This is a genomic window from Pseudomonas sp. IPO3747 (assembly GCF_013385245.1).
Taxonomy (GTDB): Bacteria; Pseudomonadota; Gammaproteobacteria; order Pseudomonadales; family Pseudomonadaceae; genus Aquipseudomonas; species Aquipseudomonas edaphica.
In genome coordinates this window covers 145671-166061 of the sequence record NZ_JACAQL010000008.1, presented here as the reverse complement: position 1 = coordinate 166061, position 20391 = coordinate 145671, and the positions used below count along the sequence as shown (strand labels likewise).

Annotated in this window: 18 protein-coding genes; 9 read left to right on the top strand and 9 right to left on the bottom strand. The window is 60.6% G+C overall.

All coding sequences use genetic code 11. The annotated features are described in order from the left end of the window. Positions 1-40: 40 nt before the first annotated feature. The 5 genes from HX790_RS12370 to HX790_RS12350 form a co-directional block, all read right to left on the bottom strand. Entirely contained in the window at positions 41-1198 is a 1158-nt protein-coding gene (locus tag HX790_RS12370) for a gamma-butyrobetaine dioxygenase (RefSeq protein WP_176991611.1), read from the bottom strand. Positions 1199-1207: 9 nt separating this feature from the next. Then, positions 1208-1687: a thioesterase family protein gene (locus HX790_RS12365; protein ID WP_176991610.1), complete on the bottom strand. Its 480-nt coding sequence runs from the start codon at positions 1685-1687 to the stop codon at positions 1208-1210. 117 nt (positions 1688-1804) lie between these two features. Further along, entirely contained in the window at positions 1805-2770 is a 966-nt protein-coding gene (locus HX790_RS12360) for an L-carnitine dehydrogenase (protein WP_170036872.1), read from the bottom strand. Positions 2771-2925: 155 nt separating this feature from the next. Next, entirely contained in the window at positions 2926-3813 is an 888-nt protein-coding gene (locus tag HX790_RS12355; RefSeq protein WP_017139368.1) for a 3-keto-5-aminohexanoate cleavage protein, read from the bottom strand. A gap of 77 nt (positions 3814-3890) precedes the next feature. Beyond that, positions 3891-4835: a choline ABC transporter substrate-binding protein gene (locus HX790_RS12350; protein WP_169987525.1), complete on the bottom strand. Its 945-nt coding sequence runs from the start codon at positions 4833-4835 to the stop codon at positions 3891-3893. Between the two features lie 194 nt (positions 4836-5029). On the opposite strand from HX790_RS12350, the gene HX790_RS12345 reads away from it, so the two are divergent. Both HX790_RS12345 and HX790_RS12340 read left to right on the top strand, forming a co-directional pair. Then, positions 5030-5974: a GlxA family transcriptional regulator gene (locus HX790_RS12345; protein ID WP_099550379.1), complete on the top strand. Its 945-nt coding sequence runs from the start codon at positions 5030-5032 to the stop codon at positions 5972-5974. A 68-nt stretch (positions 5975-6042) separates the two neighbouring features. Continuing rightward, positions 6043-7233 carry an AAA family ATPase gene (locus HX790_RS12340; protein ID WP_176991609.1) on the top strand — a complete coding sequence of 397 codons (1191 nt, stop codon included), beginning with the start codon at positions 6043-6045 and terminating at the stop codon, positions 7231-7233. Between the two features lie 113 nt (positions 7234-7346). Here the strand turns inward: HX790_RS12340 and HX790_RS12335 are convergent, their stop codons facing one another. The 3 genes from HX790_RS12335 to HX790_RS12325 all read right to left on the bottom strand — a co-directional run bounded on the left by HX790_RS12335 (position 7347) and on the right by HX790_RS12325 (position 8750). Beyond that, positions 7347-7763 (bottom strand): DUF3010 family protein, encoded by a 417-nt coding sequence (locus HX790_RS12335; protein ID WP_176991646.1) that lies wholly within the window; start codon positions 7761-7763, stop codon positions 7347-7349. Between the two features lie 63 nt (positions 7764-7826). Continuing rightward, positions 7827-8309 (bottom strand): hypothetical protein, encoded by a 483-nt coding sequence (locus tag HX790_RS12330; protein ID WP_099550380.1) that lies wholly within the window; start codon positions 8307-8309, stop codon positions 7827-7829. Positions 8310-8348: 39 nt separating this feature from the next. Then, positions 8349-8750 carry a lysozyme inhibitor LprI family protein gene (locus HX790_RS12325; protein ID WP_017139363.1) on the bottom strand — a complete coding sequence of 134 codons (402 nt, stop codon included), beginning with the start codon at positions 8748-8750 and terminating at the stop codon, positions 8349-8351. A gap of 219 nt (positions 8751-8969) precedes the next feature. Here HX790_RS12325 and HX790_RS12320 point away from each other — a divergent pair, with 219 nt between their 5' ends. The 6 genes from HX790_RS12320 (at position 8970) to HX790_RS12295 (ending at position 16736) form a co-directional block, all read left to right on the top strand. Continuing rightward, entirely contained in the window at positions 8970-9947 is a 978-nt protein-coding gene (locus HX790_RS12320) for a dipeptidase (protein ID WP_014720245.1), read from the top strand. Between the two features lie 69 nt (positions 9948-10016). Next, a complete protein-coding gene (locus HX790_RS12315) occupies positions 10017-10547 on the top strand; it encodes a DUF5943 domain-containing protein (protein WP_007947752.1) in 531 nt (176 codons plus the stop codon). A 16-nt stretch (positions 10548-10563) separates the two neighbouring features. Beyond that, a complete protein-coding gene (gene dgcA / locus HX790_RS12310; RefSeq protein ID WP_099550382.1) occupies positions 10564-12624 on the top strand; it encodes a dimethylglycine demethylation protein DgcA in 2061 nt (686 codons plus the stop codon). 167 nt (positions 12625-12791) lie between these two features. Continuing rightward, on the top strand, positions 12792-14735 hold the full coding sequence (gene dgcB, locus HX790_RS12305; protein WP_176991608.1) for a dimethylglycine demethylation protein DgcB: 1944 nt from the start codon (positions 12792-12794) through the stop codon (positions 14733-14735). Continuing rightward, positions 14735-15955, top strand: a complete 1221-nt coding sequence (locus HX790_RS12300) for an electron transfer flavoprotein subunit alpha/FixB family protein (protein WP_176991607.1) — start codon at positions 14735-14737, stop codon at positions 15953-15955. Before dgcB ends, HX790_RS12300 begins: the two co-directional genes overlap by 1 nt. A 10-nt stretch (positions 15956-15965) precedes the next feature. Next, positions 15966-16736, top strand: a complete 771-nt coding sequence (locus tag HX790_RS12295) for an electron transfer flavoprotein subunit beta (RefSeq protein WP_017139361.1) — start codon at positions 15966-15968, stop codon at positions 16734-16736. A gap of 828 nt (positions 16737-17564) precedes the next feature. Here HX790_RS12295 and gbcA read toward each other — a convergent pair. Then, complete coding sequence (gbcA, locus tag HX790_RS12290) at positions 17565-18860, bottom strand: glycine-betaine demethylase subunit GbcA (RefSeq protein WP_176991606.1); 1296 nt, start codon at positions 18858-18860, stop codon at positions 17565-17567. A 283-nt stretch (positions 18861-19143) separates the two neighbouring features. Here gbcA and gbcB point away from each other — a divergent pair, with 283 nt between their 5' ends. After that, positions 19144-20244: a glycine-betaine demethylase subunit GbcB gene (gene gbcB, locus HX790_RS12285; protein ID WP_176991605.1), complete on the top strand. Its 1101-nt coding sequence runs from the start codon at positions 19144-19146 to the stop codon at positions 20242-20244. Positions 20245-20391 lie beyond the last annotated feature (147 nt).

Here is a 20391-nt window from a genome sequence, read left to right as displayed (position 1 = left end):
TTTGTGGGAGCTGGCTTGCCTGCGATGGCCGCACCCCGGTCTACCTCTGCAACACCAATATCCGGGACAACAACTCATCCCGATCAATGTAACAACCCTGAAAATGCCGCGCCCCCGAAGCCGGGTCAAACGCATTGCGCGCATGCAAGGTGCGGCGGTTATCAAAGCACCACAGCTCACCCGGATTCAGGCGTTTGACCAGTCGAAAACGGTCTTCCCGCGTCATCGCAATAAAGCGCCGATACGCCCGATACAACAACGGCATCTGCTCCACCGGTGCCTCAAACGGCCCGCGCAAAAAATTGGCCATGCGGATCTCCGCCACATCGCCCAAGGCATCCAGCGCAATGATCGGGGCCAGGCGGCGGTAGTCGCTGTGCCGGTCTTTATTGCGAAACTCCACCGGGATTTCACACAGGGCGCGAAACGCCTCGGGGTCTTCGCTTCGCAGCGCATGGGCGATGGCAAACCCATCGACAAAAATGCTCTCGCCGCCGGTAGCTTCGTTCACCAGGCAATGCAGAAACTGCAGCCCCGGCTGCAACTCCCGCGTCGGCAAGTCGCTGTGCAGCGGCAGGTTGAAAGCGGTGTAAGCATTGCTGTCGGCATCGGCCTTGGACTGCACGTTGAACAGCACGCCGAAGTTGCTCTCGCGGATAAACGAAATACGCTTGGCGATCAGTGCCAGCGAGCCTGGTTCGGTGGGCACGCCACGGATTTGCGTAAGGCCGCCGTCACGCAAGGCCAGCAGCCATTGCAACAGGGCTTTGGGGTCTTCCATCACCGCTGAGTATTCAAATATGGGCAGTTCGAAGGTGCTGCCCCACAGTTGCGACTGGGGTTTGGCAGCGCGGCGTTCGGCGCGTGATTGATCGTCATAGGCATGGGCGCGCAACCAGCCTGGATCGTACTGGCTGCGATGGCCGTACCATTCCACGCACAGAAAACCTTGATCGATGTGCGCGCTTAGGGCGCGCAGATGCTCGTCCACATCGACAATTTCCAGCACCTGCTCGCGGGTCACGCTGTACACGCATTGGGCACAGGGGCAGTTGTCCCGCAGCCACTGATGATGGAACGGGCTGACCCGCCCATCGGCCCACTGCACGCGAATCTGGTTGTCCAGTACCTGCGCCTCGGCAAGGTCGCAGATCTTCGGGTAAGTACGGAAATCGGCAACAGCGGCGGCGGTTTGCATGGTGATTCCTTATTGTTTTTTGGGTGGTAATCCGATCACTCGGCCCAGCAAGGCAGGGCGCGGCAGGTCGGCCTGTTCGGCACTGATGGTTGCCAGTTTCTCCAGCGTGGCCTCGGTAAACGGCGCTGAATGCGGCCCCGCCAGATCGACGTGCAGCAGCATCTGTTCGTTGCCGGCCAACTCCTTCGTGTCGCCCACAAGGTGCAGGCTGTGATAGAGGTGCAGGCGCTTGGCGTCGTGGGCGATCAGTTGGGTGTGCACTTCGACCTCGGCGCCGAGTTTTACTTCGTGCAGGTAGTTCAGGTGCAGTTCCAGGGTGAACAGCGAGTGGCCGCTGGCTTCGCGGTTTTCGCTGTCCAGCCCGAGGGTGTCCATCAGCGCGTCGGTGGCGTAGCTGAAGATCAGCAGGTAAAACGCATCACGCAGGTGGCCGTTGTAATCCACCCAGTCGGGCTGGATGTGGGTGGTGTAGGTGGTCAGTGCAGGCATCACATATATTCCAGAATGTATGCAGTCAAAATGTGGGAGCTGGCTTGCCTGCGATGGCGATGGTGAATTTTGCATCGCTATCTCAGGCAAGCCAGCTCCCACACAGATCAACAGCGGTTATTCAGCGAAGCTCATGCCGTGTTTGGCTTTGGTGGTTTTCACCGCTTCCAATACCGCCAGCAAGCAATCATCACGATAGCGCTCCAGCGCCGAAATGCTGTGCTTACCCAGCTGATCGCTGGTGCCGTCGACCACATCGTCAATCAACTTGTCGGTCAGCTCCGGCGCCGGTAAATACGTCCACGGCAACTGCAACGCCGGGCCGAACTGGGCCATGAAGTGGCGCATTCCGGCATCACCGCCCGCGAGGGTGTAAGTCAGGAATGTGCCCATGAACGACCAGCGCAAACCGGCGCCAAAACGGATCGCATCGTCGATCTCGCCCGTGGTTGCCACGCCATCATTGACCAGGTGCAACGCCTCACGCCACAGCGCTTCGAGCAAGCGGTCAGCGATAAACCCCGGCACTTCCTTACGCACATGCAGCGGGCGCATGCCGAGGGATTCATACACCTTGATCGCTGCCTGAATTGCCTCCGGCGCGGTGTTCTTTCCGCCCACCACTTCCACCAGCGGCAACAGGTAAACCGGGTTGAAGGGGTGGCCGACCACACAGCGTTCCGGGTGGGTGGAACCTTCGTAGAACTCGCTCGGCAACAGACCTGAAGTGCTCGAGCCAATCAGCGCATTCGGCTTGGCCGCTGCGCTGATCTTGCTGTGCAGTTCGAGTTTCAGCTCCAGGCGTTCCGGGGCGCTTTCCTGGATGAAGTCGGCGTCTTTTACGCATTCCTCAATGGTGGTTACAAAGCGCAGGCGATCCTGAGAGGCGCCCGGCGCCAGGCCTTGTTTCTCCAAGGCGCCCCAGGCGTTGGCAACGCGCTTGCGCAGGGCCGCTTCGGCGCCAGGCGCCGGGTCCCAGGCGACCACATCCAGGCCGTGGGCCAGGGCGCGGGACACCCAGCCGCTGCCGATAACGCCGCTGCCGAGGGCGGCGAAGGTTTTGATTTCAGTGATAAAGCTCATGTCGACAATCCCTGAGTAATTCGGTGATCAAGGTGGGAGCTGGCTTGTCGAATCGTCGCACCGCTGCGATATCGGTGTATCAGTTGGTGCATTCGGTGCAGGTGTACCGCTATCGCGGGCAAGCCCGGCTCCCACAGGGTTTTGTGGTGTCTGAGTTAGCCGCGCTTGGTCAGGCCCATCTTGATTCGGCCCTCCGCCGGGGTCATGACCCGCGCGCCCAGGCGGCTGAGGATTTCACTCGCGCGCTCCACCAGTTGGCCATTAGTGGCGAGCACGCCTTTGTCCAGCCACAGGTTGTCTTCCAGGCCGACCCGCACGTTGCCGCCCAGCAGCACCGCTTGCGCCGCCATGGGCATTTGCATGCGGCCGATACCGAAGCCAGCCCACACGGCGTCGGCAGGCAGGTTGTCGACCATGGCTTTCATGGTGGTGGTGTCGGCCGGTGCGCCCCATGGGATGCCCAGGCACAGCTGGAACAGCGGGTTGTCGAGCAAACCTTCCTTGATCATCTGCTTGGCAAACCACAGGTGGCCGGTGTCGAAAATTTCCAACTCGGCCTTAACGCCCAGCTCTTGAATACGCTTGGCGCCCGCCCGCAGTTGCGCCGGGGTAGAGACGTAAATGGTGTCGCCATCGCCGAAGTTGAGCGTGCCGCAGTCCAGGGTGCAGATCTCCGGCAGCAACTCCTCAACATGGGCCAGGCGCGTCAGCGGGCCGACCAGGTCGGTGTTGGGGCCGAACTCCATCGGGTTCTCGCCGCCGCCGATTTCCAGGTCGCCGCCCATACCGGCGGTGAGGTTGACGATGATGTCGATGTCGGCCTCGCGGATGCGCTCCATCACTTCGCGATACAGCGCCACGTCGCGGCTGAACTTGCCGGTTTGCGGGTCACGCACATGGCAGTGCACCACGGTGGCGCCGGCCTTGGCGGCTTCCACTGCGGCTGCGGCGATTTGTTTGGGAGTGACCGGCACGTGCGGGCTGCGGCTGGTCGTGTCGCCAGCACCGGTGAGTGCGCAGGTGATGATGACGTCGTGGTTCATGAGGCGGTTCCTTACAGGCGGGCGTAGTGATGCCGTTCGCAGCCAACAGCGGCTGCGATACGGTGATGCGAATCAGGTTATTTGCTGGTCAGTTGCAGGTTGGCCGCAGCCGGTTTGCCGTCGAAGGTGGTCACGCCTTCGAGCCAGCGCTGCTGGTCTTGCGGGTGGTCCTTGAGCCACTGCTTGGCCGACTCGAGGGCATCTTTGTGATCCAGCAACGGCTGCATCATTCGGCTCTCGTCGGCGGCGGTGAACGTCAGGTTGGTCAGCAGTTTGTGCACGTTGGGGCACTGCTCGGCGTAAGTCGGCGAAGTCACGCTCCACACTGTGGCCATGCCTTCGTTCGGGCCAAGGGCGTCGTCGCTGCCGGTGAGGTAAGTCATGGCGACGTTGACGTTCATCGGGTGCGGCGCCCAGCCGAAGAACACCACGGCCTCCTTGCGGCGCACGGCGCGGTCGACGGCGGCGAGCATCCCCGCTTCGCTGGACTCCACCAACTGGAACTTGCCGAGGCCGAACTGGTTCTTGGCGATCATCGCCTTGATCTGGGTATTGGCGCCCGAGCCTGGCTCGATGCCGTAGATCTTGCCGCCCAGTTCTTTTTCAAACTTGGCGATATCGGCGAAGGTTTTCAGGCCTTTATCCGCCAGGTAAGTCGGCACCGCTAGGGTGGCGCGCGCATCTTCCAGGCTGGGTTTGTCGAGGACTTTGACTTGCTTGGCGTCCACAAACGGCGTGATGGTCTGGGTCATCAGCGGGTTCCAGTAGCCCAGGAACATATCCAGGCGCTGGTCGCGGATACCGGCGAAGATGATTTGCTGGGAAGCGCTGGTTTGTTTGGTCTTGTAGCCGAGGCCGTCGAGCAACACTTGGGTCATGGCGCTGGTGGCGATTACGTCGGTCCAGTTCACCACGCCCATGCGCACGTTCCGGCAAGACTCTGCGTCGGCCGCGAGTACGCTGGTGCTTAAGATGGCGCTGGCGCTGAGTGCAAGCACGCAGCGGCTGATCAGTCGGTTCATGGTGGATCCCTCGGCAGGTCGTTATTGTGGGTGCCGGCGTCTTTGTGCGCCGTGGGATCAAGTTACGCAGCTTGAGGGGAGGCAAAGCGCACGGCGGCGACCAGCTCTTGCACTGCAGCGACCTGTGCTCTTGAATGGCCGGTTGAACTGGCGTATCACAGTGAGCACGCTGCCCGTCCTACGAGAGCGCCACCATGTCCCAGGATTTCTACTTTCTGCTGATGCCGGGTTTCTCGGCCATCGGCTTTATCTCCGCGCTGGAACCGCTGCGCGTGGCCAACCGCTTTCGCGGCGAGTTGTACCGTTGGCACGTGTTGAGTGCCGATGGCGGCGCGGTGTTGGCGAGCAATGGCATGTCGGTGAACGCCGACGCCGCATTGGAGCCGCTGAAAAAAGGCGCGACGCTGATGGTGGTCGCAGGCTTCGAACCCTTGAAGTTCACCACGCCCGCACTTGAACACTGGCTGCGCCGCCTCGACCTCGACGGCGTCACCCTCGGCGCCATCGACACCGGCGCCTGCGTGCTCGCCGAAGCAGGCTTGCTCGACGGCCACCGCTTGACCTTGCACTGGGAAGCCATCGACGCGTTCAAGGAATCTTATCCACAGCTCACCGTGACCCAGGAACTGTTCGAGATTGACCGCCGGCGCATCACCTGCGCCGGTGGCACCGCCTCCATCGACCTGATGCTCGACCTGATCGCCCAGGCCCACGGCCCGGACCTGGCCATCCAGGTGTCCGAGCAATTCGTACTCGGGCGCATCCGCCCGCGCAAGGACCACCAGCGCATGCAGATCGCCACGCGCTATGGCATCAACAACAAGAAGTTGGTGCAGGTGATCGGTGAAATGGAGCAACACACCGAGCCGCCGCTGAGCACCTTGGCGTTGGCCGATGCAATTAAAGTCACCCGGCGTCAGCTGGAACGGCTATTCCGCCTGCACCTGAACGACACGCCAAGTAACTTCTACCTCGGCCTGCGCCTGGAAAAAGCCCGGCAGTTGTTGCGCCAGAGCGACATGAGCGTGCTGGAAGTGAGCATTGCGTGCGGGTTTGAGTCGCCGTCGTACTTCACCCGCAGCTACAGGGCGCGGTTTGCCAAGTGCCCGAGAGAGGATCGGCGACGGGAGGTGGTTTGACCGGCAATTATAGTCAATTATACTCGCGACTATAATTTATAGTGCTTCAAATAATTGAGTATAAAACCATGTCCAAGCACAGCGGCTTTGTGTTTCGCCGCCCGACGCTGGCTCGCAGCATTGCTGATGGCTTGGTGGGCGCCGGGATTCAGGATTTCACTTCAGGCCTGTTCCTCGCAGCACCTCGACGCACCGGCAAAAGCACCTTTTTGCGCGAAGACTTGATCCCGGAGTGCCAGTTGCGGGGTTGGCTGACGGTGTATGTCGATCTCTGGGCTGACAAAGAAAAAGACCCCGCGGAGTTGATTGCCAGCGCGATTGCTGCGGCTCTGGTGCCCTATGAAAAGGGCATTCGCAAGCTGGCCAAGAACATTGGAATCGAGAAACTAAGCTTCCTGCGTACCCTTTCCTGGGACTTCAGCAAGCCACAATTGCCGGTTGGCGCGACGCTGACCCAAGCCTTGGAGTTGCTCCACAGCGCAGCCGAAAAGCCCGTCGTGCTGGTGATTGATGAAGCGCAGCACGCACTGACCACCGAGCCTGGTATCAACGCGATGTTCGCGTTGAAAGCTGCCCGAGATCAGCTCAACCAGGGCCGTGACGAGGAGGGCAGTGGCTTGCGCCTGGTGTTCACCGGCTCCAATCGCGACAAGCTTGCGCATTTGGTCCTCGGTAAAAGCCAGCCATTCTTCGGCTCCAGCATTACCCCGTTCCCTTTGCTCGGCAAAGAGTTTACCCAGGCCTACACCCTGCACCTCAACGCGCATTTGGCCAAAACCAATCAGTTCAACGCGGCGGACATCGACGAAGCCTTTGAACTGGTCGGCCGGCGCCCGGAGATGCTGCGTACCATCATCGGCGAAGTGGCGCTGGAGTTGGGCGAGGCGAGCAACCTGGGCCAGCTGCTGCACAGCCGCGCCGAACTGTTGCGTGCCGGCGTGTGGACCGAATTTGAAAGCGCGTGGAACAACCTCACCATTCCCCAGCGTGCTGTGTTGGAGGTGATGGTGGTGCGTTCGCAGAACAACGAGCCTTTTGCGCCGTTTACCGACAGTACACTCACGGCGGTCAGCAAGGCACTGGAGGACATAGGCAGCGACGTGGTGCCGGGCACCCAGACCATTCAGGCCTGTATCGATGCCTTGCGTGACAAAGAGCTAGTGTGGAAGTCGAGTCGCGGCGGGTATGCCCTGGAAGACAAATCCTTTGGCGATTGGCTGCTGCACAGAAGCCGTACAGCGAATTCAAAGACACCATAAATCAAATGTGGGAGCTGGCTTGCCTGCGATAGCGGTAGATCAGGCAGTACAGCGTTATCTGACAAACCGCCATCGCAGGCAAGCCAGCTCCCACAGGGGATTGGTGGTGTGGCTTACTTTTTTACCAGCGTCGAACACGCCGCCTTGAAGGCCTCATGCTGATACTTGTTCAGCGAGGCCGGCAGGGCAAAATCGTGCTTTTTGTTCTGCGCATTGATGGTCTGCGGCGACAGCAATGCCACCTCAACGCCGTCGAGCAACTGAAACACCCCTTCAATCTTGAACGTGGTCGGGCCACCGGCGAATTCGCCTTTCTTGCTGCGCTTCTTGATCGCGATGCGGGTGATGGCGTTTTCTTGCACAAAGGCCTTCACCTGGGCGGCGAAGGCTTTGACGTTGGCTGCCTCATCGTCGTCATCGAGGGCGATTTTCTTGATGGCCAGCGCCACGTGGGTCAGCGCCTGGTTGTCCAGGGAGGCGACGGCGATGATGGCTTCGCTGCCTTTGATTTCGATGCCGCAGATAGTCATGAAATGGCCTTGGTAAGCGTAAAGTGGCGCAGGCATGCCTTGGGTTGCACCTGCGAAATCAGATCAGTACTGTCGATCCTCTTCTTTGTGCCGATAGATTCTGAACAACGTCCAGAACATCAGGGCCTGACATAACACTATCAGCGCGGCACTGGCGCTCATTATGTAGAAGTTCCACCTACCACTGTTGAAATTGGCCTTGAGGTTGTGAACGCTTGGAAACCATTTCGAGTACACCACTTGCACCGGGCTACCGACTTCGTACACAGGGCCGCCGGCGTAGCCGCTGGTGGTGGCCATACCGTCTTGATCGTGTTCGTCGTGCTTGAAGCTGTAATACACGTTGGTGATGGTGCCCCAGTTACCAAAGCTTTCCAGTTGAGTCACCTGCCCGGTCGTCTCCACGGGGGACGCCTTGATCAGGGCGTAGGGTGCTCCCCGATCTTTGGAAAGAAACAGCATCAGGGCCAACACCAACGTGGCGACAAACAGCATGACGGCGCGCGTGAACAGAAAGTCCCGCTGCGCTTCGCGTGGGTAGTACATGTGAATTCCTTTTCAAGGGTGCTTTGCGATTGATCCGGCTTATTCCTGCCCGATCGACTCCAAAAACTCCGACCGCTCATCACTCATTCGCGCCAGGCAGTCATTCTGTTGAATCGCGTAGTCCTTGCTGCCATTCACCGCCGGGAAGGTGTCCACCGCGCAATCGGCATCGCGCAGTTTTTCCCACTTCTGCTGGGCATCCTTCAGACGAGCGGTAATGTCGGCCAGTTGCGACTTGTTGCTGCCATAGGTCGAACCCATGCGTTCGAGCAAGCCCTGGTAGTTATCCTTGAGCAATTGCTCGGCGGTGGTTTTGTTATAGGTGGCGCATTCCAGGGTTTGTTTGTCGTTTTCGATGCCATCGCAGGGCGTGCTGTCGGTGTCTTCAGCGGCGTGTACGCCGGTTGCGATGAGTGCCAAAGCCAGGAAAATCGATTTCATTGCGCCGTCTCATATCAGGTGATGAGCAAATTCTGGCTCAAGCGTGGGACAAAGAACAGCCACCTGTCAGCTATGTCATGTAGGCCTTTGTCGCTGATTGACGCTTTCGGCAATTCCCCTGTCGTTTTTGCACCCGGCTCCGTCGGCCCCTGAGCATATGCTGGCCCCAAAGCGCCGGCAGACGATTCGGCGCATGAATCGCCAATAAGGGGACGCCTGATGAGCCCAGCCGAGTTGCACGCCGACAGCATCGTTATCGACGGTCTGATTATTGCCAAGTGGAACCGCGACCTGTTCGAAGACATGCGCAAAGGTGGCCTCACCGCCGCCAACTGCACGGTGTCGGTGTGGGAAGGCTTCCAGGCCACGATCAACAACATCGTTGCCAGCCAGACCCTTATCCGTGAAAACAGCGACCTGGTGATCCCGGTGAAAACTACCGCCGACATTCGCCGTGCAAAAGAGCAGGGCAAGACCGGCATCATCTTCGGCTTCCAGAACGCCCATGCGTTTGAGGACCAACTCGGCTACGTCGAGATCTTCAAGCAGCTCGGCGTGGGTGTGGTGCAGATGTGCTACAACACCCAGAACCTGGTCGGCACCGGTTGCTACGAGCGTGACGGCGGGCTGTCGGGCTTTGGTCGTGAGATCGTCGGTGAGATGAACCGTGTCGGCATCATGTGCGACTTGTCCCACGTCGGTTCCAAGACCAGCGAAGAAGTCATCCTCGAATCGAAAAAGCCGGTGTGCTACTCCCACTGCCTGCCGTCGGGCCTTAAAGAACACCCGCGCAACAAGTCCGATGAAGAACTCAAGTTCATCGCCGACCATGGCGGTTTTGTCGGCGTGACCATGTTCGCGCCGTTCCTGGCCAAGGGCATCGATTCGACCATCGACGACTACGCCGAAGCCATCGAATACACCATGAACATCGTCGGCGAAGACGCCATTGGCATTGGCACCGACTTCACCCAGGGCCATGGCCAGGATTTCTTTGAAATGCTGACTCATGACAAAGGCTACGCCCGCCGTCTGACCAGCTTCGGCAAGATCATCAACCCGCTGGGCATCCGCACCGTGGGCGAGTTCCCCAACCTCACCGAGACCTTGCTCAAACGCGGCCACAGCGAGCGCGTGGTGCGCAAGATCATGGGCGAGAACTGGGTCAATGTCCTCAAGGACGTCTGGGGCGAATAAGCCACCGCATTTCTCCCCCGGCCGTTCGCATCGGGGGCACACCTAAGAATTTTCTGGAGTTAAGTTTCCATGGCCAAAATCGCCCCGCAATTGCCTATCGAAGTCGACAGCGAAACCGGTGTCTGGACCTCCGACGCCCTGCCAATGCTGTATGTGCCACGGCATTTCTTCGTCAACAACCACATGGGCATCGAAGAGGTCCTGGGCGCCGAGGCCTACGCCGAGATCCTCTACAAGGCCGGCTACAAATCCGCCTGGCACTGGTGTGAAAAAGAAGCTGAGTGCCACGGCCTGGAAGGCGTTGCGGTGTTCGAGCACTACATGAAGCGCCTGTCGCAACGCGGCTGGGGCCTGTTCAAGATCCAGGACATCGACCTCGACAAAGGCACCGCCAGCGTCAAGTTGGAACACTCGGCGTTTGTCTACGTGTACGGCAAGGTCGGGCGCAAAGTGGACTACATGTTCACCGGTTGGTTTGCCGGTGCCATGGACCAGATTCTGCAGGCGCGCGGCAGCAAGATTCGCACCGTAGCCGAGCAAGTTTACGGAGGCTCCGAAGAGGGCCATGACGACGGCCTGTTCACCGTCAAGCCGTTGTAAGTCGAGGAACCGTGCCATGGCTTTCGAAGCAATGTTTGCGCCGATCCAGATCGGCAAACTGACCATCCGCAACCGCGTGCTCAGTACCGCCCACGCCGAGGTGTATGCCACCGACGGCGGCATGACCACCGACCGCTATGTGAAGTACTACGAAGAGAAAGCCAAGGGCGGTATCGGCCTGGCGATCTGTGGCGGCTCCTCGGTGGTGGCCATCGACAGCCCGCAGGAATGGTGGAGTTCGGTGAACCTGTCCACCGACCGCATCATCCCGCACTTCCAGAACCTGGCCGACGCCATGCACAAGCATGGCGCCAAGATCATGATCCAGATTACCCACATGGGCCGTCGCTCGCGCTGGGACGGCTTTAACTGGCCAACCCTGATGTCGCCGTCCGGCGTGCGCGAGCCGGTACACCGCGCCACCTGCAAGACCATCGAGCCGGAAGAAATCTGGCGCGTGATCGGCAACTACGCCAGCGCCGCCAAGCGCGCCAAGGCCGGTGGCCTGGATGGTGTGGAACTGTCCGCGGTGCACCAGCACATGATCGACCAGTTCTGGAGCCCGCGGGTCAACAAGCGTACCGACGAATGGGGCGGCACTTTCGAGGGCCGCATGAAGTTCGGCCTGGAAGTACTCAAGGCCGTGCGCGCCGAGGTCGGTGACGACTTCTGCGTAGGCATGCGCCTGTGTGGCGACGAGTTCCACCCGGACGGCTTGTCCCACGAGGACATGAAGCAAATCGCCAAGTATTACGACGACACCGGCATGCTCGATTTTATCGGCGTGGTGGGCTCGGGTTGCGACACCCACAACACCCTGGCCAACGTGATCCCCAACATGAGCTACCCGCCGGAGCCGTTCCTGCACCTGGCGGCCGGTATCAAGGAAGTGGTCAAGGTTCCAGTGCTGCACGCACAGAACATCAAGGACCCGAACCAGGCCACGCGCATTCTGGAAGGCGGCTATGTGGACATGGTCGGCATGACCCGTGCGCACATCGCCGACCCGCACCTGATCGCCAAGATCAAGATGGGCCAGATCGACCAGATCAAACAATGCGTCGGCGCCAACTACTGCATCGACCGCCAATACCAGGGCCTGGATGTGTTGTGCATCCAGAACGCCGCGACCTCCCGTGAATACATGGGCGTGCCGCACATCATCGAGAAATCCACCGGGGCCAAACGCAAAGTCGTGGTGGTCGGTGCCGGTCCGGCCGGGATGGAAGCCGCGCGGGTCGCGGCCGAACGTGGCCACGACGTGACCCTGTTGGAGAAGAAAGAGTTTATCGGCGGGCAAATTACCACCGCCTCCAAAGCCCCGCAGCGTGACCAGATTGCTGGTATCACCCGCTGGTTCCAGCTGGAGTTGGCGCGCTTGAAAGTCGACCTGCGCCTGGGCGTGGCGGCGGATGCCGAGACCATCCTGGACCTGCGCCCTGACATCGTGGTGCTGGCCGTCGGCGGGCATCCGTTTATCGAGCAGAACGAACATTGGGGCGCCGCTGAAGGCCTGGTGGTGAGCAGCTGGGACGTGCTCGACGGCAAAGTCGCGCCGGGCAAGAACGTGCTGGTGTACGACACCATCTGCGAGTTCACCGGCATGTCGGTGGCCGACTTCCTGGCCGACAAAGGCAGCCAGGTGGAAATCGTCACCGACGACATCAAGCCAGGCGTGGCGATTGGCGGTACGTCGTTCCCGACTTACTACCGCAGCATGTACCCCAAAGAAGTGATCATGACCGGCGACATGATGCTGGAAAAGGTTTACCGCGAGGGCGACAAGCTGGTGGCGGTGCTGGAGAACGAATACACCGGCGCCAAGGAAGAACGCGTGGTTGACCAGGTGGTGGTCGAGAACGGCGTGCGCCCGGACGAAGCTATCTACTACGGGCTCAAGGAAGGTTCGCGCAACAAGGGCCAGATTGACGTCGAAGCCTTGTTCGCGATCAAGCCGCAGCCGTGCTTGAGCGAAGCGGGTGACGGCTACTTGCTGTTCCGCATTGGTGACTGTGTGGCGCAGCGTAATACCCACGCCGCTATCTATGACGCCCTGCGCTTGTGCAAGGATTTCTAGGCAACCACCGAACCACTGTGGGAACCGGTCAATGTGGGAGCCGGGCTTGCCCGCGATGCAGGCGACTCGGTCTTGAGTGACACCGAGGCGATGCCATCGCAGGCAAGCCAGCTCCCACCTTTATCCGGTTCCCATGCAAGACCTGTGTGGTCTTTGGGAGCTTCACCATGTTGAACACCTTGCTTCCTATTCTCTTGTTTGCAGCCATCGGCCTCGCTGCCCTAGGCGCCCTGCGCCGGGTCAACATGTGGCGCCGTGGCCGCGCGTCCAAGGTCGACCTGCTGGGCGGCCTGCTGGCCATGCCCAAGCGCTACATGGTCGACCTGCACCACGTGGTGGCCCGCGACAAATACATCGCCAACACCCACGTCGCCACGGCCCTGGGCTTTGTGCTGTCGGCGTTGCTGGCCATTTTGGTGCACGGTTTTGGCCTGCATAACCGTATCCTCGGCTATGCCTTGCTGCTGGCCTCGGTGCTGATGTTTGTCGGCGCCACCTTCGTCTATCTACGTCGGCGCAACCCGCCATCACGCCTGTCGAAAGGCCCGTGGATGCGCCTGCCGAAAAGCCTGATGGCGTTCTCGGTCAGCTTCTTCCTGGTGACCTTGCCGGTGGCCGGGATTCTGCCCGCCGACTTCGGTGGCTGGCTGCTCGCCGCGCTCTTGAGCCTGGGCGTGCTGTGGGGCGTAAGCGAAATGTTCTTCGGCATGACCTGGGGCGGGCCGATGAAGCACGCCTTCGCCGGTGCCCTGCACTTGGCCTGGCACCGCCGCGCCGAGCGTTTTGGTGGCGGCCGCTCCACAGGTTTGAAGCCGCTCGACCTCAGCGATAAAACCGCGCCATTGGGCGTGGAAAAACCCAAGGATTTCACCTGGAACCAACTGCTCGGCTTCGACGCCTGCGTGCAGTGCGGCAAGTGCGAAGCGGCGTGCCCGGCGTTCGCCGCCGGCCAGCCGCTGAACCCGAAAAAACTTATTCAGGACATGGTGGTCGGTCTGGCCGGTGGCACCGATGCCAAGTTCGCCGGCAGCCCTTATCCAGGTAAACCGATTGGCGAGCACGGCGGCAACCCGCACCAGCCGATCGTCAACGGCCTGGTTGATGCCGAAACCCTGTGGTCGTGCACCACCTGCCGCGCCTGCGTGGAAGAGTGCCCGATGATGATCGAGCACGTCGACGCCATCGTCGACATGCGCCGCCACCTCACCCTGGAAAAAGGCGCCACGCCGAACAAGGGCGCCGAAGTCCTGGAAAACCTGATCGCCACCGACAACCCCGGCGGCTTCGCACCGGGCGGTCGCCTCAACTGGGCAGCGGACCTGAACTTGCCGTTGCTCAGCGAAAAAGGCAGCAGCGACGTGCTGTTCTGGGTCGGCGACGGCGCTTTCGACATGCGCAACCAACGCACCTTGCGCGCCTTCGTCAAAGTGCTGAAAGCGGCCAAGGTCGACTTTGCAGTACTGGGCCTGGAGGAGCGCGACAGCGGTGACGTCGCTCGCCGCCTGGGTGATGAGGCCACGTTCCAATTGCTCGCCACACGCAATATCCAGACCCTGGCCAAGTACAGCTTCAAGCGTATCGTCACCTGCGACCCGCACAGCTTTCACGTGCTGAAAAACGAATACGGCGCCTTCAACGGTAATTATGTCGTGCAGCACCACAGCACCTTCATGGCTGAGCTGATCGGTGAAGGCGCGCTGAACCTGGGCCAGCACAAGGGCAACAGCGTGACCTACCACGACCCTTGTTACCTGGGCCGTTACAACGGCGAATACGAGGCGCCGCGCCAAGTGCTGCGGGCGTTGGGCATTGAGGTCAAGGAGATGCAACGCTCGGGCTTCCGTTCGCGCTGCTGCGGCGGCGGTGGCGGCGCGCCGATCACCGATATTCCCGGCAAGCAGCGGATCCCGGATATGCGCATGGAAGACATCCGTGAAACCGGCGCCGAGCTGGTGGCCGTGGGTTGTCCACAATGCACCGCGATGCTTGAGGGCGTGGTCGAGCCACGACCCCTGATCAAGGACATCGCTGAACTGGTCGCCGACGCGTTGCTTGAAGACGCCGCACCTGGCAAGGCACCTATCAAGCGTCAACCTGCGGAGGTGCACTGATGAGCGACATTATCCGCCGCGACCCACGGGCCGAATGGATCGCCCGCAACCGCCTGCACCCGTTGCACGCCGCCATGCAGCCGCTGCAACACAGTTGGATGGGGCCGAACGGCGTCATCCGCAAAAATGTACATGGCGTGGGTTTTATCGGCCCCAACGGCATCAAGCGTATCGACCGCAGCGGCGCCCAGCAGGGCGGCGCGACCAAGCGCACGGCGGCGGTGCAAGTGCAGTTGCCGTTGCACCAGGTGCCAGCGCCGGCGTTCTACATCAACGTGGTGCCGGACATGGTTGGTGGCCGCCTGAGCAGCCACGACCGCGATTTGCTCGGCCTGGCCCGGCAACTGGCCGGCAGCGACGGTGCAGTGCTGGCGGTGGTGTTTGGCGAGCACAAAGAAAGTGCTTTTGCCACGGCGGGCGTCGATCGCCTGCTGGTGCTGGAAGGCCACGAATTCGAGGGTTATTCACCGGAGCAACGCGTCCAGGGCCTGCGGGCTGTGGATAACCAGTTCAACCCGCGCCATTGGTTGCTGCCCGACAGCCGCAGTGGCGGCGGTGAATTGGGCCGGCGTTTTGCCGCGAGCCTCAAGGAGCGCCCGGCCACACGCGTCTGGCAGATCAAGGGCGAGGAGTGCATCGGTCGCGCCGGTGCGGGCCAGGAGGATTTGGCCCGGCCACTGCCGCGCCTGATTCTGGCAGCGGTGGAATGCGCCGAGCCGGTCAGCGAAACCCGTCACGAAGTCTTGCCCGTGGAGTTATCCACAGCCTTGGCGCGCAGCCTGCCGCGCATCGAGGATCTCGGCGCAGTGGCGGTGGACCCAGGGGCGATTCCGATGGCCGAGGCGGAGTTTATTTTCTCTGGCGGCAATGGCGTAAAAGATTGGGCACTGTTCCACCAGACCGCCGCCGCCTTGGGCGCCACCGAAGGTGCGTCACGGGTGGCAGTGGATGATGGCTTTATGGCGCGTGATCGTCAGGTCGGTGCCAGCGGTACTTGGGTGACGGCACGGGTGTATGTGGCTGTGGGTATTTCCGGGGCGATCCAGCACCTGCAAGGCATCGGTGCCTGCGACAAGGTGGTGGCAATCAACCTCGACCCTGGCTGCGACATGATCAAACGTGCCGACTTGTCGGTGATCGGCGAAAGCGCCGCGATTCTGCAAGCCTTGATCGAGGCGGTGCAGGTGTACCGCAACGGCGCCAAGCGCGACGCAGCCTAGGGACATGACCATGACCACGAATGTAATCAGCCTGGTGTCAATCGGCGCCCACCCGACCTCCGGCCGCCCACGCCGTGCGGAGCAGGATGCGCGCGCCGTCGAGCTGGGCCTGCAGCTGGCTGGGGATAAGTTGCAAGTGTTGCATGCCGGTGACGTTAACGAGCCGACGTTGCGCAGCTACCTGGGCATGGGCCTGCCGCAATTGCATGTGCTGGAACAACCGGCGGGCAGCGACGCCTTGCCGGTGCTCAGTGATTATCTGCGCGAGACTGGCGCCCACGTAGTGCTCACCGGCAGCCAGGCGGAAACCGGCGAAGGCTCAGGCATGTTGCCGTTTCTTTTGGCCGAGCAATTGGGTTGGCCATTGATAGTCGGGCTGGCGCAAGTGGAATCTATCGATGGCGGCATTGCCCATGTGCTGCAAGCCTTGCCGCGCGGGCAGCGGCGGCGCCTGAAGGTGCGCCTGCCGTTTCTGGCGACTGTGGATAACGCCGCGCCCAAACCACGGCAAAGCGCCTATGGCCCGGCGCAACGCGGTGAACTGGCGGCCCATGAGGTCGAAATCGAGACGGACGAGTTACTCGCAGACGCAGTGTTGCAACCGGCCAAGCCCCGGCCCAAGCGCCTCAAGGTGATTAAGGCCAAGAGCGGCGCGGACCGGATGAAGGCGGCGACCGCCAAGGCCAGCGGCGGCGGTGGGCAAGTGCTCAAAGGTCTTAGCCCCGAGGCGGGCGCGGAAGCGATTCTGAAGCTACTCATTGAAGAAGGCGTGGTGCGCTGATTACCTGTGGGAGCTGGCTTGTGTGGGAGCTGGCTTGCCTGCGATAGCATCACCTCGGTCTGACTGATGGACCGAGGTGCCTGTATCGCAGGCAAGCCAGCTCCCACAGAAAGCTCGCCCGCCACACTGTCTTTACGATGCATCGTCCGGATTACCCACAATCCCTGTTGATCCGCCTGTGGATAACCTGTTCGCGGTTGTCCACACCCCCGGCTAATCAAGCCCTGCAGCCCTCTGTACGAAAAACAACCAGGCTAACTGACGGTTTTGCTTGGGTTTTTTCCTGGATAAGTTTGAAACCCTGCACAAACTTGCCCCCAAAGTCTGTTGGCGCTTCTGTGGATAAGATGTTCGCTACTGGCTGTGAGCCTTATAAATAAAGGCTTTCAGTGGTGTGGTCAAAATATGATCAATTTGGCTTATTGGCTCGCTGAAACCCCTGGATGCCCCGATTTGTGAAGGTTTGACGCGGTTTTCCACAACGCCGGCGAAGTTGCCCCCAAAGTCTGTTGGTGCTTCTGTGGATAAGGTGTTCGCGTACTGCTGCAGGCCACGTATTAAGAGGCTTTCAAGGGGTTGATCAATAAGTGATCAGGTGTGGCTAAAACCGCACGACTTGAATAAGTCACGGATTTTCTTCAGTTAATTTAGAGGGCCGGGCACACTTGCCCACAATTGCTGTGGGTGGCTTTGTGGATAAGTTGTTGGGCGAAGGCTGGAGGGTAGATCGGCAAAGGGCTGTAAGGGGGGTGATCATTATTTGAACAGTGATCAATACATGTGGGAGCAGGCAAGCCAGCTCCCACAGTTTGATCTTTGGTGTGTCAGCTATTCGTGCGCCGCTACACCCTTAAGGTAAGGCGCTGGCGCCGCGCCCAGGTTGTTCAACAAACGCTCGCTGTACCAATCGACAAAGTTCACCACACCAAACTCATAGGTCTTGGAGTACGGCCCTGGCTGGTACGCGGTGGAGTTGATCCCGCGCTGGTTTTCTTCGGCGAGGCGGCGGTCCTGGTCATTGGTGGCGTCCCAGACCTGGCGCATACGCTCCACGTCGTAGTCCACACCTTCGACGGCGTCCTTGTGCACGATCCACTTGGTGGTGACCATGGTTTCCTGGGCGCTGATCGGCCACACGGTGAACACAATGATGTGGTCGCCCATGCAGTGGTTCCACGAATGCGGCAGGTGCAGGATGCGCATCGAGCCCAGGTCCGGGTTCTTGATGCGGCCCATGAGCTTGGCGCAGCCTTGCTTGCCGTCCAGGGTCATCGACACGGTGCCTTTGAGCAACGGCATGCGTACGATGCGGTTGCGCAGGCCGAAGCTGGCGTGGGCGTAAGGGATCTTTTCGGCGTCCCACGCAGCGGCGGAGGCGGCAACGTGGTCCTTGAAGGCCTGGTCGGCACGCGGGTCGGTGACGTCGTCCCATTCCAGCAGGGTTTTCAGCAGTTCCGGGTGCGACGCGTTGCAGTGGTAGCACTCGCGGTTGTTTTCCAGCACCAGCTTCCAGTTGGCCTTTTCGAACAAGGTGGTTTGAATCGCCACCTTGGTGTTCTCCATGTCGTAGGGTTCCATGTAGTGGTTCAGCGTCGACAGGAAGTCATCGATGGCCGGCGGGTTTTCGGCCAGGCTGATGAAGATGTAGCCGCCAGCCGTTTTCACGTTCACAGGCTTCAGGCCGTACTGCTTCATGTCGAAGTCGGCGCCCATCTCGGTGCCGGCGAACAACAGGCGGCCGTCCAGTTCGTAGGTCCACTGGTGGTAGTGGCAAACGAGCTTGGCGACCTTGCCCTTGTCGCTGGTGCACAGGCGCGAGCCCCGGTGGCGGCACACGTTATGGAAGGCATGCACCACGCCGTCGGCACCACGGATCGCGATGATCGGGTTCTTGCCGATTTGCAGGGTGATGTAGTTGCCCTTGGTGGGGATCTCGCAGGTCATGCCGGCGATCAACCACTCTTTCTGGAAGATCTCCTGCATGTCGATATCAAACAACCGCTCATCAGAGTAGAACGGCTGCGGCAGCGAAAAAGTGCGCTCGCGCTCTTGCAGCATTTGCGCGGTGGCCTTGCGTGCGGGTTCCAGCGGATCGCCCAAGCTTAAGGTTGCGGTGACGTCCATCGTGTGTGTCCTCATGGCCATTCTGTGTGGCCGGCGAAAGTGGCTGATCAGGTTTTGCAGCAAGGCGTAAAGAAAGCGTAGTTGTTGGCAGCGAGTGTGGGGCCGCCGATGCGCCGAACCTTGTCCATTAACGACATGGCCCACTCTGATCCCGACGCGCAAGCCCCGTGGTATGGGGGCTGGTCGCGATAAGTATGTGAATGTCGCAGATAGGTAAATGGGCGGTTGCGGCGTTACGCAGAATCGCCACCATAAAGCCGAGCATCGGCAGTGGAGAGCAAGCATGTCCAACAATTTCCTGAACCCGGTAACCACCCAGACCTGGGCCAATGGTCGGCACATCGTCCGTTGCGTCAAAGTCATCCAGGAAACCTGGGACGTGCGCACCTTTTGCTTCATGGCCGACCAGCCGATCCTGTTCTTTTTCAAGCCGGGGCAGTTTGTGACCCTGGAGCTTGAGATCGAAGGCCAGCCGATCATGCGCTCGTACACCATTTCCAGTTCGCCGTCGGTGCCGTACAGCTTCTCGGTGACCATCAAGCGCGTGCCGGGGGGGCGGGTTTCCAACTGGCTGCACGACACCCTGCATGAAGGGCAAGAGCTGGCGGTGCACGGGCCGGTCGGGCGGTTCAATGCCATCGACTTCCCAAGCCCCAAAGTGCTGTACCTCAGTGGCGGTGTCGGCATCACGCCGGTGATGTCCATGGCGCGCTGGTTCTACGACACCAACGCGAATGTCGACATGACGTTTGTCCACAGCGCCCGTTCGCCCAAAGACATCATTTACCACCGCGAGCTGGAGCACATGGCGTCGCGGATCGACAACTTCAGCCTGCACCTGATCTGCGAAAAACACGGGCTGGGCGAGCCTTGGGCGGGTTATCGCGGTTACTTGAACCACAAGATGCTGGAATTGATGGTGCCGGACTTCCTTGAGCGCGAAGTGTTCTGCTGCGGCCCTACGCCGTACATGAGCGCAGTGAAACGCCTGCTGGAGGCCGCCGGCTTCGACATGACGCGCTATCACGAGGAGTCCTTCGGCGCCACGCCGCCGGAAGCCCGCGCCGATGCGGTGGAACAAGCCGAGCAAGCAGCGGACGCGCCAGAGATCGACCTGGCAGACCTGCATCAAGTGGAATTTATCGCCTCCGGCAAAAGCATCCGCGTGGCACCGGGCGAAACCGTGCACGCAGCCGCGGCCAAGCTTGGCCTGCTGATCCCTAAAGCGTGCGGCATGGGCATTTGTGGAACATGCAAGGTGATGAAGCTGGGCGGGGAGGTCGAGATGGACCACAACGGCGGGATCACCGAGGAAGACGAAGCCGAAGGCTACATCCTGTCGTGCTGCAGCGTGCCGAAGGGCGACGTGCGCATCGAGTTCTAATAGGGCGGGACGCGGAGCGTCCCTGGAGGCATTCCCACGCAGAGCGTGGGAACGAGCTGGTTGAGTGTCCCCGATCATTCCCACGCTCCGCGTGGGAATGCAGCCCGTGACGCTCCGCGTCACAAAGTGCCCAGTATTCAAGTCATG